Genomic DNA, 16,240 nt, shown 5'->3' with positions numbered 1-16,240 from the left:
GCCGTCCAGAAACACACGGACGACCTCTCCCGGCCCGCCTTGCGTCCGGGAGGAAGAGGTTTACGGGGATGTGGCGTGTTCAGTGGACACGCCGACGGTCAAGGTTACGGGGCCACGACCGAGGGGGTCAAACCGGGCCCCGCGGATGTGCGGCCCGTCACTCGGGACGGGCCCCACGGGTTGCGCGGCCCATCGCCGGGGACGGGCCCCACAGGTGCGCGGCCGGTCCGGTCGCGGATGACCGGACCGGCCGCACACCGCGGGCGTCAGCCCTCGTCGCCGCCGGTGGAGACCGTGGTGGTCTTCTTCGCGGCAGACTTCGCGGCGGCCGTCTTGGCGGTCTTCGTCGCCTTCTTGGCCGTCGTCTTCTTGGCGGCCGTCTTCTTGGCCGTCGTCTTCTTGGCGGTGGCCTTCTTCGCCGTGGCCTTCTTGGCAGCCGTCTTACGGGCCGCCTTCTTGGCCGGAGCCGTCACCTCGGCCACCTCCTCGGCCGTCACCTCGCCCGCCGGGGCCTCCGGTGCCGCCTCGGCCGACGGGACGACCACGACGGCCGCCTCCTCGGACGCGGTCGGCGCGGTGGCCTTGCGCACCGCGCGGCGGCGCGGACGGGCCGGAGCGGCGCTCTCGGCGGCCGGCGCCTCGGCGGGCGCCTCCTCCGCGGCGGGCTCGACGGGGGCCGGGGCCTCCACCACGGGAGCCTCGGACACCGTCACCACGGTCGCCTCGGCGCCCGCGGGGCTACCGGCCGGGGCCGACACCTTCCGGGTCGCCCGGCGGCGCGTGCGGCCCTTGGGCGCGGCCTCCTCGGCGGCCGGCTCCTCGGCCTGCGGCGCCGGAACCACCTGGTCCTCGACGGCCGCGGGCTCGGCCAGCGCCTCGGTGGCCGGCTCCGGCCGCACCGGGCGCGCCGCCGCCTCCTCGGCGGTGACGTCCTGGGCGGTCGGGGCCTCCTCCGGGGAGACCTCGGCCTTCGGAGCCTTCTCGGCCTTCGGGGCCCGCTCGGGCTTCTCGGCCCTGGGGGCCTTCTCCGCCTTCGGCGCACCCGCCGGAGCCGACGCGCGGCGGCTCGCCCGGCGCCGCGTACGGCCACGGCCGGCCGCCGCCTCCGCCTCGGCGACGCTGCTGTACAGCTCCTCGTCCGGCGCGAAGTCGGGCGCGGGCAGCGCGACCGGCTCGGCGGCCTCGGCGGCCACCTCGGCGGCGGTCTCCACCTCGGGCTCGACGGCCTCGCCGGTCTCCACGGCCACGGCGGCGGTCTCGTGCACGTGCTCCTGTGCCTCACCGCCCCGGCCGCCGCGCTTCTTGCGCTTGCCGCCGCCACCGTTCACGGTCGCCTGGTCCACGTGGACGATGACACCGCGGCCGTTGCAGTGGACGCAGGTCTCCGAGAAGGACTCCAGCAGGCCCTGGCCGACCCGCTTACGGGTCATCTGGACCAGGCCCAGCGAGGTCACCTCGGCCACCTGGTGCTTGGTCCGGTCCCGGCCCAGGCACTCCAGCAGGCGCCGCAGCACCAGGTCGCGGTTGGACTCCAGGACCATGTCGATGAAGTCGATCACGATGATGCCGCCGAGGTCGCGCAGCCGCAGCTGGCGCACGATCTCCTCGGCCGCCTCCAGGTTGTTCCTGGTGACCGTCTCCTCCAGGTTGCCGCCCTGGCCGGTGAACTTGCCGGTGTTGACGTCGACGACGACCATCGCCTCGGTCCGGTCGATGACCAGCGAACCGCCGCTGGGCAGCCAGACCTTGCGGTCCAGCGCCTTGGCGAGCTGCTCGTCGATCCGGTAGGTGGCGAAGACGTCGACCTCGGACGTCCACCTCGACAGCCGGCCGGCCAGGTCCGGGGCGACGTGCGAGACGTACCCGTGGATGGTCGACCAGGCGTCGTCACCGCTGACGACGACCTTGGAGAAGTCCTCGTTGAAGATGTCGCGCACGACCCGGACGGTCATGTCCGGCTCGCCGTAGAGCAGCGAAGGCGCACTTGAGCTGCCGCCGCTCTTGGCCTTCTTCTGGATGTCCTCCCACTGCCCCTGCAGCCGCTCGACGTCCCGGCGCAGCTCCTCCTCGCTCGCGCCCTCGGCGGCGGTGCGCACGATGACGCCCGCGTCCTCGGGGACGATCTTCTTGAGGATGGTCTTCAGCCGGGCCCGCTCGGTGTCGGGCAGCTTGCGGCTGATGCCGGTCATGGAGCCCTCGGGGACGTACACGAGGTAGCGGCCCGGGAGGGAGACCTGGCTGGTCAGACGGGCGCCCTTGTGCCCGATGGGGTCCTTCGTCACCTGGACGAGGACGGACTGGCCGGACTTCAGGGCGGATTCGATGCGGCGCGGCCCGTTGGCCATGCCCAGCGCCTCGAAGTTGACCTCACCGGCGTACAGGACGGCGTTGCGGCCCTTGCCGATGTCGATGAAGGCGGCCTCCATCGACGGCAGGACGTTCTGGACCTTGCCCAGGTAGACGTTGCCGACGTAGGAGGTCGACTGCTCCTTGTTGACGTAGTGCTCGACGAGGACGTTGTCCTCCAGGACGCCGATCTGGGTGCGGTCGCCGTGCTGGCGGACCACCATCACGCGCTCGACGGCCTCGCGGCGGGCCAGGAACTCGGCCTCGGTGATGATCGGGACGCGGCGGCGGCCCTGCTCGCGGCCTTCCCGGCGGCGCTGCTTCTTGGCCTCCAGGCGGGTCGAGCCCTTGATGGACTGCACCTCGTCGGACGGCTCGCTGGGCTTGCGCGGCTCGCGGACCTTGACGACCGTGCGCTCGGGGTCGTCGGAGGACGGCTCGCTGTCGGCGGCCGTGTCACCGGCGCGGCGACGGCGGCGCCGGCGACGGCGGCTGGAGCTGGAGGAACCGGCGTCGTCCTCGGCGTCCTCGGCGTCCTCCTCCTCCTGCTCGGCGGTGTCCTCGGCGTCCTGCGCGGCCTGCTCGGCGGCCAGTTCGTCGGCCTCCGCGCCCTCGCCGTCGGCGGCGTCACCGCGCCGGCGGCGGCGTCCGCCACGGCGGCGACGGCGGCGCGAACCGGACTCCTCGAAGCCCTCGGCGCCCTCGGTCTCGTCGCCCTCCTCGCCCTCGGCGAGGTCCTCGGCGGACTCCGGGGCCTCCTCGGCCTCCTCCGGCTCCTCCTCCTCGGCGGCGGCCTCGACCGGCCGGGTCTCCTCGGCGGCGGCACTGCGGCGGCGCCGGCGCCGGCGGGAGCCGGTCTCCGTGCGCTCCTCCGCGTACTCCTCGGACTCCTCCGGCTCGGCGGCCACGGCAGCGGCCTCGGCAGCGGCGCGCTCCGGGGTCTGGAACCGGGGCTCGGCGAACACCGGCGCCTGGAAGACGGCGACGGAGGGGCGGGCGGGGCGGCGCGAGGCCTCGGCCTCGGCCTCGGTGGCCTCGGCGGACCGCGGGGGCTCGGAGTACCCGGAAGCGGCCCGGACGGCCCGGCGGCGGGCCCGGCGCGGCGCGGCGGCCTCGGCGGGCGCGGCCTCGGCGGCGGCCGGCTCGGTGGTGGGCGGGGTAGCGGGGGCCTCCGGCTGCGCGGCCTCGGCGGCCGGCGCCTTGTCGCCGCTCACCTCGGCGGTCTCCGCGCTCTCGGGCTCGCCGGCGGGCGCGGACACCCGGCGGGTGGCGCGACGGCGGGTGCGACGCGGGGCGGCTTCCTCGGCGGCGGGCTCCTCCTGCGCGGCGGGAACCTCGACGGCGGCCTCGGTCTCCGGGGCGGCCTCCGGCTCGGCGGCCACGACGGCGGCCGGAGCCTCCTCCACACCCTGCGGGGCACCCGCGGGCGCGGACGCACGACGGGTGGCACGCCGACGCGAACGCGCGGGCGCGGCCTCGGCGGCGGGAACCTCGACGGCGGCCTCGGTCTCCGGGGCGGCCTCCGGCTCGGCGGCCACGACGGCGGCCGGAGCCTCCTCCCCACCCTGCGGGGCACCCGCAGGCGCGGACGCACGACGGGTGGCACGCCGACGCGAACGCGCGGGCGCGGCCTCGGCGGCGGGAACCTCGATGGCAGCCTCGGTCTCCGGGACAGCAGCCGTCGTGGCCGACGGGGCGGTGGCCGGGATCACGGTCTCGGGGGCCTCGGCGGACCCGGGCGCACCGGCGGGAGCGGACGCACGGCGGGTCGCGCGACGGCGCGGACGTGCGGCGGGCGCGGCCTCGGCGGCCGCTTCCGTCGCGGGAGCCCCGGCGGGCGCCCCGCCGTCGGCGGTGCTCTCGGCGGCCTTGGCGTCGGCGGCGCTCTCGGCGGTCACGGTCTCCGCGGCGGCGGTCGGCGCGGTGACGCTGCGCGTGGCCCGCCGACGGGTGCGGCGCGGCGCGGCCTCCTCGCCGACGACGACCGCGCCGGCCTCGGCGACGACGGCGGGGGCCTGCTCGGCGGCGGACGCGGCCGGTACGACGGTCTCGACGGCCTCGGCGGACGTCGGGGAACCGGTGGGCGCGGACGCGCGGCGGGTGGCCCGGCGGCGCGGACGCGCGGGGGCGGGCTCCTCCACGGCCTCTTCGGCCTCGGTGGTCACCCCGGCCTCCTCGGCACCGGCGGCCTCTTCGGCCTCCAGCTCCTCGGTGAGCTCACCGGCCTCCGCGACCGGTATGGCCGGGACGGTGACCTCCTCGGGCGCCTCGGCGCCCGCGACCGGCGGGCCCGCCGGTCGGGAGGCGGCACGGCGACGCCTGCGCGGCGGCAGGGTGTCGCTGGGGGTGTTCAGTTCGGAACCCTCATGGGATTCGGTCGGCTCGAGCATGCGGGCGTTTCTCCCGTCAGGCTCCCGGGCGCCGCGCCTGGTCCGGCGACGGTCTCAGGGGACCGTCCGCCGTTGACGTCCGCGGCCCGCGCGATGCGCGATGGCCGCCGTCCGGGGCGCGGGCGCCACACGGGAGCACTCTGTGTCCTGTCTCGCCGGTTCCGTACGCCTTGTCGGTACGGCCTGGCGAAAGTCTTCTGGTCGGTGCGCTGCCCGACCCAGGTGGCTCCCGAGTACGAGGGCTGCGCTACGACGCCCGTCCTTACGCGGGACCTTCCGGCGTCGGCGCCGTCGCGGCGGCGGCCGGTTGGGCCGTCAGGGCCTCGGCTGCCTCGCGGTCGGGCGCGAGCGGGTCGGTCACCGTGCCGGTCTCTTCATCGAGCAGCCCCTGCGCCAGCCTGGTCACCGCTGCGGGGACCGGCGGCGCCAGGTCGGCCACGGCGCGGAGACCGGACAGGACGTCGTCGGGTCGTACGGCAGGCGTCACGTGCCGAACAACCAGCCGCAGTATCGCACAGGGCTGGTCGGTCGGCCTATCAGCCGGTGAACCGTGCGTTTCCAGGCTCACCACGGCGGGGCGGGCGTCGAAGGTGCGGACACCGTTCTTGGTCATCCGCTGTACCTCGACGCTGTCGGCCCGGTCGAAGGATTCGACCGCGCGCTCGGCGTCGGCCGGCTCCACGCCGTCCAGCCGCAGCTCCCAGACGGAGGCCGTCAGCCGGTCGGCGAGGCCCGAAGTCCGTGCCTCGACCGCGTCGACGACGTCGAGCCCGGTGGGCAGCGACTCGTCGAGGAGGACGCGCAGGGTCTCCGGGTCCCGCGGTGCGGTGAGCGCGATCTCCAGGTACTCCGCCTCACTGCCCGTGCCGGTGGGTGCGGCATTGGCGTACGACACCTTGGGGTGCGGCGTGAACCCCGCCGAGTACGCCATGGGCACCTCGGCGCGGCGCAGCGCACGCTCGAAGGCGCGCTGGAAGTCTCGGTGGCTGGTGAACCTCAGGCGGCCGCGCTTGGTGTAGCGCAGTCGGATGCGCTGCACCGCGGGTGCGGGCGGCGGGCCTTCGGGCTGTCGCTTGCCCAGTGTCCTAGTCCTTCGTGAGTGCGGTCGTACTCCTACCAAGAGTACGTGTGTCCCGGGCCACGGGTTCCCGCCGGTCCACCGCTTCCGGCCGCGGGGCGGCGCCGAAGAGCATCCGCCGGAACTCGGCGCGGGCCTGCCGCACCGTGTCGCGGGCCGTGGCCAGCGCCTCGCGCGTGGCCCGTCCCACGGCGCGCAGTCCCGCGGCGACGGGCCGCAGGACGGCGTCCCGCACGACGTGCCCGACCGGGGTGAGGACGGTCCGGTACACCCAGCGCACCGGCTCCACGAAGATCCACCGGAAGAGGGTCCCGAGAACCCGCCCGACGGCACGCGAGATCCGCCCCGCCACCCGCCAGGCGTGCCCGAGGGCCTCCCCCACCTCGCGCGCGACGAGGGCCAGGAACCGGCCGACGGGCGCGAGGACCCAGCGCCACAGGGCGAGCGCGGGCAGGACGAACAGCACCCGCGCGGTCCAGTACAGGGCCAGGCCGACGCCGGTGACGAGCAGTCCCAGCAGCGCCCCGACGCCGCGCGCGCACCAGGCGACGGCCCGGCCCACGGGCGCGAGGACCCAGGTGTACAGCCACCGGGCGGGTATGACGAACAGGTACCGCAGCAGCCAGGCGACGGCCGTGTACGTCCCGACGCCGATGGCGGCCAGCACCGCGCCGACGCCCTTCAGCAGCCAGGTCACCGCGTTCCCGACCGGGCACAGCACGCGCGCGTACACCCAGGCGAGCCCGGCGCCCACGCCGCGCGCCAGCCAGGCGACGGCGTGCCCGACGGGGGTGAGGACCCAGCGGTGGAACCACACCGCCGGGACGACGACGAGGACGTTGCCGAGCCAGGCGAGCGCCCTGCCGACGGGGACCAGGACGTACCGCCACAGGGCCACGAACGGCCAGACGAACAGGGCCCGGCCGGTCCACAGCAGAGCCCGTCCGAGCGGCCTGAGCACGGTGTCCCGCAGCATCCGCCCGGCGACGACGAGCGCGTCCCACACCATCCGCACGGGCACGACCAGCACGAGGACGACGATCCGCACGGGCAGGCGGACGGCGACGACGAGGCACCCTTCGGGCTGTGCCGGCGGAGGTGGTGGCTTCTGCAGATCCATACAGGGGTAGACGCACGGACCGCGCGTCCGGATCCGGCTATGTGGTGCGGGCCTTGTACGACTCCGGGTAGCGCGCGGTGAACTTCACGGCGAGGACCAGCAGGGCGATGGGGATGACCCAGTTGAACCAGTCGTCCTGGGCGGGGTACCGGACGGCCAGCCAGGTCGACACCGTCATCAGGGCGAAGACCGCTCCCCACCCGGCCGTCAGCGCACGGTTGATGTGCCGGAAGACGGGCGAGTCCCACACCTCGCGGGGTGTCTGCTCGCGGGCGTACTGCGCGGTGAACGGGTCGGTGAACAGCGATCCGAGCGCCACGACGGCCACCAGTCCGTTCGAGATGACCTGGGCGTACTGCTCCAGCCAGTCGAGCTGCGCGCGTTCCAGGGCCAGCGCGAGGACCGAGAGGACGGCGAAGAACACGATGCCGGTGATGTCGAGGACGCGGAGCCTGCCGTGCAGCAGGTCCTGTCCCGACAGGACGATCGAGGCGACCAGGGCGGCGAGGGCGGCGTACTCCCAGGTGCTGGGACTGGCGACCACGCCGAAGATGATCCACGGGGCGAACGAGAGGAAGACGCCGCCGGTGGTGACGGGCTTCCTGGCCGGGGCTTTCGTCGCCGTCTGCTGAGCCATGGGGGTTCCTCCCGTCAGGTCCGGTGGCCACCCCCGTCCCTCCCATCCTGCCGCCCCCGGCCCGCCCCGCGCCCGTCGTACGGCCGGGCGCGGCCCCGTGGGAAGGGCGGCACCGCCGGCCCTCGGGCGACGGGCGAAGGGAATTCCGAAGTGTCTCGAAGAGAATTCCGGAGACAATTCAGCAGGTAATACGTCCCGTTCACCGTATGCTCCGCGCGTTCTCCGCCGGACGGCGGAAGCCGTGCGGTGATAACCATAAGAACCGCCCCGGACCTGCGAGACAACTCCCGTACGGCGCCGGGAGATACGCCGGTGGCTGCTTGTGCGGACCGCCGCGGCTCGATAAATTCACCGGCCGGTCCTTTCTCCCGGGGAAAGAAGAACAGGTCCATGAAAACGGTCTGCCTCAATATGATCGTCAAGGACGAGGCGCATGTGATCCGGCGCTGCCTCGAATCCGTACGCCCCCTCGTCGACACCTGGGTGATCCTTGACACGGGCTCGACCGACGGGACCCAGGACGTCATCCGCGAGACGTTCGCCGACCTGCCCGGGACGCTGTACGAGAGCCCGTGGAAGGGTTTCGACCTGAGCCGCACGGAGGCGATCGAACGGGCCCGGGACCGCGGGGACTACCTGTTGTTCATCGACGCCGACGACGTGATGGAGACCGACGCCGGCTTCACCATGCCGGAGCTGACCCACGACTGCTACGACTTCGAGGTGCGCCACGGACCCATCGTCCACTGGCGCCCGACGATGGTGTCGACCCGCCTCCCCTGGCGGTACGTCGGCGTCCTGCACGAGTACCTGGACTGCGACACGCCGTTCAGCCGCGCGACCCTCGACGGCACCCGCATGGTCATCATGGGCGGCGGCGGACGTCAGAAGGACGGTGACCAGCGCACGAAGTACCTGCGCGACGCCGCCGTCCTGGAGGACGGGCTCGCCAGGGAACCGGACAACGCCCGTTACGTCTTCTATCTCGCGCAGAGCTGGCGCGATGCCGACGAACCGGCGAAGGCACTGGCCGCCTACGACCGGCGCGCGGCCATGGGCGGCTTCGCCGAGGAGGCGTTCTGCTCCCGGCTGTACGCCGCCCGGCTCGCCATGACGCTCGAGCACCCGACGCCCGAGGTCGTGTCCCGCCTCCTGGAGGCGTACGAGTACCGGCCCACCCGGGCCGAACCGCTCGGCGAACTCGCCCATCTCTGCCGTGTGCAGGGCGAACGCTGGCCGCTCGCCCACCTGTTCGCGCGGCGCGCGGCGGAGATCCCCCGGCCCGACGACGTCCTGTTCGTCGAGCACGGCTGGTACGACTGGCGCATCCTGGACGAGCTGGCGGTGTCGGCGTACTGGGTGGGCGCGTACCGCGAGTCACTGGAGTGCTGCGAGCAGCTCCTGGACGGCGGCAAGCTGCCCGACGCCCACCGCGAGCGGGTCGTCGCCAACCGCGACTTCGCCCGCGCCAGACTGACCGTCGCGGCCCCCCGCCCCCAGCCGGCCTGACCCGGGGCGGCCGTCCTCGGACGGCACCGCCGTGGCGGCGGGGGCCTACGGGCCGTCCGGTCGCGGCAGGTCCTGCTCGGTCCAGATCGTCTTGCCGGTGGGGGTGTAGCGCGTGCCCCAGCGGTGGGTCATCTGGGCGATGATGTACAGGCCCCGGCCGCCCTCGTCGTCGTTCGCGGCGTGCCGCAGATTGGGCGAGGTGTGGCCGTGGTCGGAGACCTCGCAGATCAGGCTCCGGTCGCGGATCAGGCGCACCTGGCACGGCCCGCCGACGTAGCGGATCGCGTTGGTGACCAGCTCGCTGACGATGAGCTCGGTGGTGAACTGCAGGTCGTCCAGTCCCCAGTCGCCGAGCTGCTTGCTGACGGCGGTGCGGATGGAGCCCACCGCCGCCGGGTCCGGCAGCAGCGCCCACTCGGCGAACCGGTTCCGGTCGAGCCGGCGGGTGCGCACCACGAGCAGCGTCGCGTCCACGTCGACCGCCCCGGGCAGCAGGACCGTCACCGCCCGGTCGCACAGTGCCTCCAGGGGCGCCGGCTCACCGGCGAGGACCTGGCAGAGCCGTGCGAGCCCGACGTCCCGGCTGTCGGCCGCCTGGAGGAGGCCGTCCGTGAAGAGGGCGAGAAGGCTGCCCGGCGCGAGCTCCAGTTCCGTGCCGCGGTACGGCACGCCGCCGATGCCGAGCGGCGGGCCCTGCGGCAGCTGCGGACAGTGGACGGCGCCCGTGTGCGCGTCGACGACCGCCAGCGCCGGATCACCGGCCCGCGCCAGGCTGCACTTGCCCGAGACGGGGTCGTACACCGCGTACAGGCAGCTCACTCCCCTCGCTTCGTCGGTGTGCGGCCTCCGGCGGCGGACCGGGGCGGGCGCGGCCATGCCCTCGTGCGCGCTCTGCTCGACGAGGTCGGCCAGGCGGGACAGGAGCTCGTCCGGGGCCAGGTCCAGCCGGGCCAGGACGCGCACCCCGGTGCGCAGGCGTCCCATGGTGGCCGCGGCCCGCAGACCGTGGCCGAGCACGTCCCCGACGACCAGGCCGACCCTGGTTCCCGACAGCGGGATGACGTCGTACCAGTCGCCGCCCACCCCGGACCCGCTGTCGGCGGGCACGTAGCGGCTCGCCGCGTCGACGGCGGTGTACGGCGGCAGACGGCGTGGCAGCAGGCTGCGCTGCAGTTTCAGGGCCACGCTGTGGCCGCGGGTGACCACCGGCATCAGCAGGACACCGATCAGCAGGGCGCCCAGGCCCAGGACGGTGACCCCGCCGGTCCTGCCGATCAGCGGCAGGTCGACGGAGGTCGTGCCGTAGTCGGGGTCGGCGTAGACCACGAAGGCGGCGTACACGAACAGCAGGAGCATGATCAGGCCGCCCAGCCCCGGCAGCAGCCCTTTGAAGACCAGGTCCCTGCCGTTACGGGTGAGGATCCTGCGGTGGTACCAGACGCAGGCGAAGCCGGTCAGGCCGTACTGGAACGCGATCGCGAGTCCGACCGAGTCGATCGAGTCGGCCAGCACGTTCCGGCTGAACGACGTCAGCAGGAGCAGTACGGCGATCGAGGCCGCTCCCATGCCGATGGTCCCCCAGGTCGGGGTGAGGTACCTGCGGTGGATGCGGGCGAACCGGGCGGGGACCGCCTTGTGGACCGCCATGGAGAAGACGGTCCTGGCCAGGGGCAGGATGGTGGTCTCGGCGGAGGCCAGCGCGGAGGTCAGCACCATCAGGATGAGCATTCTCGACAGGAACAGACCCGTCTCGTCGCTCCCGAACACGGCCTCGCCCAGTCCGGAGAACACGTCGTCCGAGTTCTGTGTGTTGGCGAGCCCGATGCCCGTGGTGCCGACTCCCGCGAACGCCTGTGCCGAGGTGGACACGAGCACGTAGGTGATCAGGAGCAGCACGGTGGACAGAACCGCGGCGCGGCCGGGGACGCGCGTGCTGTCGATGGTCTCCTCGTTGACCGAGAAGGCGGTGTCCCAGCCCCAGTACATGAAGACGCCCACGAGGACGCCCGAGGTCAGGGCCCGCGCCGAGGGCACCTCGAACGGGTTGAACCAGGAGGCGGAGACATGGAGCGCCGTCGGCGGCGGGTCGGTGTAGACCCGGACCAGCGCGGCGACGGCGAAGACGGTCAGCATCAGGACTTCCAGGCACAGCAGCCAGCGCTGGACGGCCGTCGAGAACTCGATGCCGACGTAACAGATCGCGGTCAGTACGGCGATCCAGGCGACGCCCGCCACCGTGGTCCACAGCCGGCTCTCCGCCAGGCCGTCCAGACCCACCAGCCGGAAGCCGTAGGCGGCGGCGATCACGGCGAGGTTCGCCATGACGATGATGTTGGCGACGATGAGGCCCCAGCCGCCCATCCAGCCGGCGTGCGGCCCGAAGGTGCGGGTGGCCCAGGTGAAGGTGGTGCCGCAGTCGGCGTTGCTCGCGTTGAGCTCCCGGAAGGCGTAGGCGACCAGCAGCATCGGGATGAACGCCAGCATGGTGACGATCGGGGTCTGCAGTCCGACCCCGGTGACGATGATGCCCAGCGTGGCGGCCAGGCTGTACGCCGGGCCGCTGGAGGCGAGGCCCATGACCACCGAGGAGATCAAGCCCAGGGCGTCGCTCTTGAGCCCTTTCCGGCCGACGCCCGTCCCGGGAGCGGGGCGGCCGGCGGACTCGGCGCCAGCGAAGTGCCTCACACTTGATTCCAACGCCGGGCCGCTTCCCTCCGCAACAGCGCGGGGCCGCCCGGACGGCCACCGGTCACCCGCCCGGGCGCCCGGGACCGCACGGGGGCCGAGAGGATCCCGGCATGCGGGTCGAGGACTCCGCCGCTCTGGGCGGCGACGCCCGTCCACACGGCCGCGGTGACCATGCTCCCGGACTGCTGGGACGCCGGCTCCCACTGCGCTTTCGGCCGGCCGGACACCTCGCACACGCTCCGGGTGTCGTCCCGCGACGCCGACGGCCCGGCGGTCCATCTGCTGCAGCTCGCCGAGGACACCGGCCTGGGACGGGGCTGGGGGGACGCCGGAACGCTGTACTTCACGATTCCGGCCGGGGCACTGGCGAAGGACGATTCCGGCGAGGCAGTGGCCCAGGCCCTGTGCTGCTGACCCGTACGGCGTGAGCGGGCCGGCGGTCCCGGGGCCGGCGGCGAGTGGAGGGGTGGGCTGCGGCGAGGCAGGCTTGGTGCATGAAGTCGCACTTGCGCTCACCCCCTCGGCGGCGAGCGGGCGGTCGCGGCCGGGTCCTCTTCACCCTGATGCAGGGGGTGCCCTTCCTGATCGCGCTGGCCGTCCTGCTCATCGAGCTCACGCCCGCGCACTTCCTCTACACCGGCCCCCTGCTCACCGCCGTCCCGGCGCTCGCGGCGGTGACGCTGGGCCCTAGAGGCACCGCCGCGGCCACGGCCTTCGCGCTGGCGATCAGCGCGACCACCGCGACCTGGAACGACGCCTGGGGCACCCTCCAGGTCTACACGAACTTCCTCGCCCTCGCCCTGGTCTCCGTGGCCGGCTTCATCACGAGCAGCGCCGTGCAGGCCCGCCGGCAGCGAGAGCTCGACCAGGTACGCCGGATCGCCGTGGCGGCCCAGGAGGTCGTGCTGCGGCCCGTGCCGGCGCGGCTCGGCCCGGTGGCGGCGGGCAGCCTCTGCCTGGCGGCGGGGACGGGGGCCCGGGTGGGCGGTGATCTGTACGAGGCCGTGGAGACCTCGTACGGCGTCCGGATGATCGTGGGGGACGTCCGCGGCAAGGGACTGTCCGCGGTGCGGGCCGTCGCCGTGGCGCTGGGCGCGTTCCGGGAGGCCGTGCACTACGAGGACGAGCTGGTGGAGGTCATGAACCGCTGTGCGGCCGCGCTGCGCCGGGAGGTCGCCGTACCGGGCGCGTTCGAGGAGGAGGTCCGGCTGGAAGGGTTCATCACGGCGCTCATCGCGCAGGTCCCGGACGAGCACGTGGTGCAGCTGATCAACCGTGGGCACCCGCCGCCCCTGCTGCTGCACCGGGGAAGGGCGACGCCGCTGGTGCCGCCCTCGCCGTCGCCGCCCCTCGGTCTGGAGGACCTCGGCCTCGACCTCCCCGCCAAGCCGGAGAGCTATCCGTTCGTTCCCGGGGACCGCCTGCTGCTGTACACCGACGGCGTCATCGAGGCCCGCGACCCCGGCGGCGAGTTCTTCGCTCTGCCGGAGGCCATGGAGCGGATACGCGCCGACACCTCCCCACCGGTGTTCCTGGAACAACTGCACCGTGCGCTGACCCGCCACACCGAGGGCGATCTGGCGGACGACGTGGCCATGATCCTCGCCGACCGGTGCGCGACCGGGCCGGAGCCGATGCCGTACGACGCGGGCGCGCGCTAGCCACCGGCCCCGTCGGCGCCCCGCCACCGTGCCGGGCCCGCCTCGTCAGCGTTCCGGGACGGCGGCGTCCTGGGGCTGGGTCTCCAGCGCCGGGCGGTTGAACAGCAGCAGGCCGGCGAAGAACAGCCCGCCCGCGACGAGCAGACCCACCACGATCAGCACGGGGACGAGCGCCTCGGCCGGCGACACCAGGATGAACAGGGACGCGAGCGTCCACACCAGCGCGCAGACCGCGACCGGCAGCTCGAACCGCCCGAGGTCGAACGCGCCCTTCCTGCGGTCCAGGCGGCGGCGCACCGCCAGATAGAGGACGACCGTGGCGCCGTAGATGATCGCCGGGAGGATCGTGGACGCCGTGATCAGCTTCAGCAGCGCGGCGCCCGGCAGCGCGACCATCAGGGCGAGGCCCACGACGAGGATCAGCACCGTCGCGGGGACCGGTGTCCGCGTACGGGGGTTGACCCGGCGCATGAGGTGGTGGGCGGGGAAGCGTCCGTCGCGCGCCATCGCGAAGACCATCCGTGAGCACGCGGTCATCACCACCGTCCCGGCGCCGAAGAACGCGATCGCGACGGCCGCCAGGAGCACCGTCTCCATCGGCGGTCCCAGCTGTTCACGCATGATCGCCGCGACGGGCGACTCGCTCGCGGTGACGCGTGGGATGTCCTCGATCGCGATGGTGAGGCAGATCAGGAACACGATCCCGAGGGCGCCGGCGGCCACGACGGACCCCACGATGGCGCGCGGGACGCTGCGGAAGGGGTCCTTGGCCTCCTCGGCCAGGTTCGCCGCCGAGTCGAAGCCGACGAGGGTGGCGAGCCCCATGATCATCGCGATCATCAGTCCGCCGCCGACGTCGAAGTAGTGGGGGGCGTTCTCGGTGATGCCGCGTGAGGTGAGGTTGCCGGCCGCACCACGGCCGGTGACGGCCACCGCGATGGCGAGGGCGAGCGCCACCACCACGACCAGCGCCAGCTCCAGCCCGACCGCAGCCGTGTTGATCAGGCTGACGAGGCGGGTCGAGGCCACCACGATCACCGCCTGGATCAGCAGGATCACCAGGGTGATCACCCGTGCGGTGTCCTCGTCCGGCCGCATGTCCATGAGCGGCATGAACGCCTGGCTCGCGAGCGCGTTGTCGATCGCCACCACCGCGATGGCCAGGTAGCAGAAGCTCAGCCAGCCGAATCCCCAGCCGACCTTCGGGTTGGCCAGCCGCGAGGCCCACTGGTACGACGAGCCGCTGAGCGGGATGCGCCCCGCGAGCTGCGCCACCACGAGGGCGACCAGCACCTGGCCGACCGTCGCGACGACCCACAGCCAGATGCCCACCGGCCCCGCGTTCTGCAGGACGTCGTCGTAGGTCGAGAAGATGCCGACCGCCACCGAGATGAACGCGAACGAGACGGCGAACACCTGGAAGGAGCCGAGCGTCCGCTTCAGCTCCTGCTGATATCCCCCGAGGGCGGTGGGATCCTCCCTGCCCTCGGGTTCCGGCGAAGCCGCTTCCACTGCTCCGGCACCCGCCTTCCCTCACGCCGTCTTGTGGCACTTCTCGTACATATAAGACACATGCACAGCGCTCACGCACCCGGAAGATCGGCGCCTGCCCCCAGGACCGCTTGCGAGGCGTCGTCTCCGTCCGGGGCGTCCTCGAAGACGAAGAAGGGTTTGGTGCCGTGTGCGGGTGTCTCGGCGAGCGCGATGGCCTCGGCGAAGCGTTCGAGCGGGAACGGCCGGCCCCGGGGAATGCTCAGCACGTGCTCGGCGACGAGGCCCCGGACCCGGGACAGCGCGCGCAGGACCTCCTCGGGTGAGGCGGTGCCGAACCAGCGGTTCAGCCAGAAGCCGCGGACCGTCTTGGTCTCGTAGATCACCGAGCGTGCCTGCAGCGGGATCGTCAGCGCCGCCGGGTCGGTCTGCCGATGGGTGGAGAGCGCGCCGTAGACCACGACCTCGCCCCCCGGAGCCAACGCCTGGGACACCTGGGCACCGACGGGGCCCGCGACGCAGTCGACGGCCTTGCGCACGCCGGCCGGCCCCGCCGTCTCCGCCACACGCCGCACCAGGTCCTCGTCCTGCGTGCAGACGACCTCGTCGCCGCCGAGCGCCTTGATCTCCTCGACGGCGTCGCGCCGCCGCACGACATTGATCGTGCGGATCCCCAGATGCCGGCACAGCTGGATGACCAGCCGGCCGACGGTGGAGCCCGCGGCCGTCTGCAGCAGCCATTCGCCCGGCCGTACGTCGAGTTCGCGCGTCACGAGGAGCAGCGCGGTCAACGGGTTGACGGCGAGTTGGCAGGCGCTGGAGTCGCTCAGATCGTCGGGGACCGGCAGCAGCCTTCGGGTGTCGGCGACGAGGTATTCCTGCCAGGTACCGGCCACCGGGGGCCCGGGCACCGCCGGGATCGCGGCGGCCACCACACGCTCGCCGATCCTCAGTCCCCCGGTGTCCGGGCCCAGGGCCTCGATACGGCCCACACACTCCATGTGACCGCCGACGGCGGGGAACTCGGGGGAGAAACCGTAGCGGCCGCGCAGCACGTGCAGATCGCTGGCGTGGACCGGGGTCGCCCTCACCCGGATCAACGCCTGACCGGCTTCCGGCGTGGGTACGGGCCGGGATTCCAGCCGCAGGACATCGGCGGGCTCGCCGGCCCTCCCGGCCACGAGCGCGCGCATGGATCGAGGCATGAGTGACCTTCCGTCTCTCAGCGCCTGCCGGGCCCGGCGGGCGTTCCGGACGAGAACGACGCCGGTGCCGGCCTCCTCGTCGGGGCCCCGCGGCCGGGCCCGGCCCGGCGGCCTG

At 73.5% G+C, this 16,240-nt stretch carries 10 protein-coding genes; 3 read left to right on the top strand and 7 right to left on the bottom strand.

From position 1 onward, the window contains the following. Window positions 1-266 precede the first annotated feature (266 nt). From FHS34_RS02245 to FHS34_RS02230, 4 genes are all read right to left on the bottom strand, one after another. Window positions 267-4,736: an Rne/Rng family ribonuclease gene (locus FHS34_RS02245; protein ID WP_184959849.1), complete on the bottom strand. Its 4,470-nt coding sequence runs from the start codon at window positions 4,734-4,736 to the stop codon at window positions 267-269. 262 nt (window positions 4,737-4,998) lie between these two features. Next, the gene (locus tag FHS34_RS02240; RefSeq protein WP_184959848.1) at window positions 4,999-5,775 is read right to left on the bottom strand and encodes a TIGR03936 family radical SAM-associated protein; all 777 of its coding nucleotides are present in this window, start codon (window positions 5,773-5,775) and stop codon (window positions 4,999-5,001) included. Window positions 5,776-5,821: 46 nt separating this feature from the next. Continuing rightward, window positions 5,822-6,934 carry a phosphatidylglycerol lysyltransferase domain-containing protein gene (locus tag FHS34_RS02235; RefSeq protein ID WP_184959846.1) on the bottom strand — a complete coding sequence of 371 codons (1,113 nt, stop codon included), beginning with the start codon at window positions 6,932-6,934 and terminating at the stop codon, window positions 5,822-5,824. Between the two features lie 37 nt (window positions 6,935-6,971). Continuing rightward, window positions 6,972-7,571, bottom strand: coding sequence for a DUF3159 domain-containing protein (locus FHS34_RS02230; RefSeq protein WP_184959844.1), 600 nt, complete (start codon window positions 7,569-7,571; stop codon window positions 6,972-6,974). A gap of 390 nt (window positions 7,572-7,961) precedes the next feature. Between FHS34_RS02230 and FHS34_RS02225 the strand changes: the two genes are divergently transcribed. Then, window positions 7,962-9,080, top strand: coding sequence for a glycosyltransferase (locus FHS34_RS02225; protein WP_184959842.1), 1,119 nt, complete (start codon window positions 7,962-7,964; stop codon window positions 9,078-9,080). Between the two features lie 45 nt (window positions 9,081-9,125). Here FHS34_RS02225 and FHS34_RS02220 read toward each other — a convergent pair whose 3' ends face one another. Next, complete coding sequence (locus FHS34_RS02220; RefSeq protein WP_225817413.1) at window positions 9,126-11,765, bottom strand: amino acid permease; 2,640 nt, start codon at window positions 11,763-11,765, stop codon at window positions 9,126-9,128. A gap of 174 nt (window positions 11,766-11,939) precedes the next feature. On the opposite strand from FHS34_RS02220, the gene FHS34_RS02215 reads away from it, so the two are divergent. Together FHS34_RS02215 and FHS34_RS02210 are read left to right on the top strand one after the other, a co-directional pair. Next, entirely contained in the window at window positions 11,940-12,182 is a 243-nt protein-coding gene (locus FHS34_RS02215; protein ID WP_184961293.1) for a DUF1963 domain-containing protein, read from the top strand. Between the two features lie 80 nt (window positions 12,183-12,262). Then, window positions 12,263-13,429, top strand: a complete 1,167-nt coding sequence (locus FHS34_RS02210; protein ID WP_184959840.1) for a PP2C family protein-serine/threonine phosphatase — start codon at window positions 12,263-12,265, stop codon at window positions 13,427-13,429. A 45-nt stretch (window positions 13,430-13,474) separates the two neighbouring features. Here the strand turns inward: FHS34_RS02210 and FHS34_RS02205 are convergent, their stop codons facing one another. Beyond that, window positions 13,475-14,941, bottom strand: coding sequence for an APC family permease (locus tag FHS34_RS02205; protein ID WP_184959838.1), 1,467 nt, complete (start codon window positions 14,939-14,941; stop codon window positions 13,475-13,477). A 71-nt stretch (window positions 14,942-15,012) separates the two neighbouring features. Continuing rightward, the gene (locus FHS34_RS02200) at window positions 15,013-16,125 is read right to left on the bottom strand and encodes a zinc-dependent alcohol dehydrogenase family protein (RefSeq protein ID WP_225817412.1); all 1,113 of its coding nucleotides are present in this window, start codon (window positions 16,123-16,125) and stop codon (window positions 15,013-15,015) included. Window positions 16,126-16,240 lie beyond the last annotated feature (115 nt).

It is taken from the genome of Streptomyces echinatus, from assembly GCF_014203595.1.
Lineage (GTDB): Bacteria > Actinomycetota > Actinomycetes > Streptomycetales > Streptomycetaceae > Streptomyces > Streptomyces echinatus.
Note: the sequence above shows the minus strand (reverse complement) of the source record. Positions and strands in the feature narration are given on the sequence as shown.